The 403-nt window shown below is 66.7% G+C and carries 1 pseudogene; it reads right to left on the bottom strand.

The features are described 5' to 3' along the window. Positions 1–201: 201 nt before the first annotated feature. Positions 202–403, bottom strand: a pseudogene (locus G3I78_RS49940) (radical SAM protein); the annotation flags it as partial.

Below are 403 nucleotides of genomic sequence, written 5' to 3'. Positions count from 1 at the left end.
GAACAGGACATCGATGTCGCGGTTCGCTACGCGCGCCCCTGGCGCCGCGCAGCGCGCGCCGGGCTCTACGAGGGGCGGCACCCCGTCGGCGACCCCCGCAGTGAAGCCGGCACAGAATTCTGATCTCTCGATAGCGTCGCGGATCAGAGGGCCGGGGTGATGGATCTTGAAGGCCGGTGTGCTCCACAGCTCCCCTGTTGATCAGATCCCCGCCGGGGCCAGTTGCGGGTACAGGGTGGTGAGTCGTGCGGTCTCGTCGTCTCGGAAGGCCTGGATCTCCCTGGCGCGCCTGCTCATCGCGAACTCGCCGATGGGCATGCAGATGTCCATGCGCCGGATGCAGACGCCGATCATGTAGGGGCCGCCCTGTGCTCGGTACATGCGGATTCCGTAGTACCCCTCT

It is taken from the genome of Streptomyces sp. SID13726 (assembly GCF_010548375.1).
Classification (GTDB): domain Bacteria; phylum Actinomycetota; class Actinomycetes; order Streptomycetales; family Streptomycetaceae; genus Streptomyces.
The sequence above is the reverse complement of the archived record's forward strand: the minus strand, read 5'-3'. Positions and strand labels throughout refer to the sequence as shown.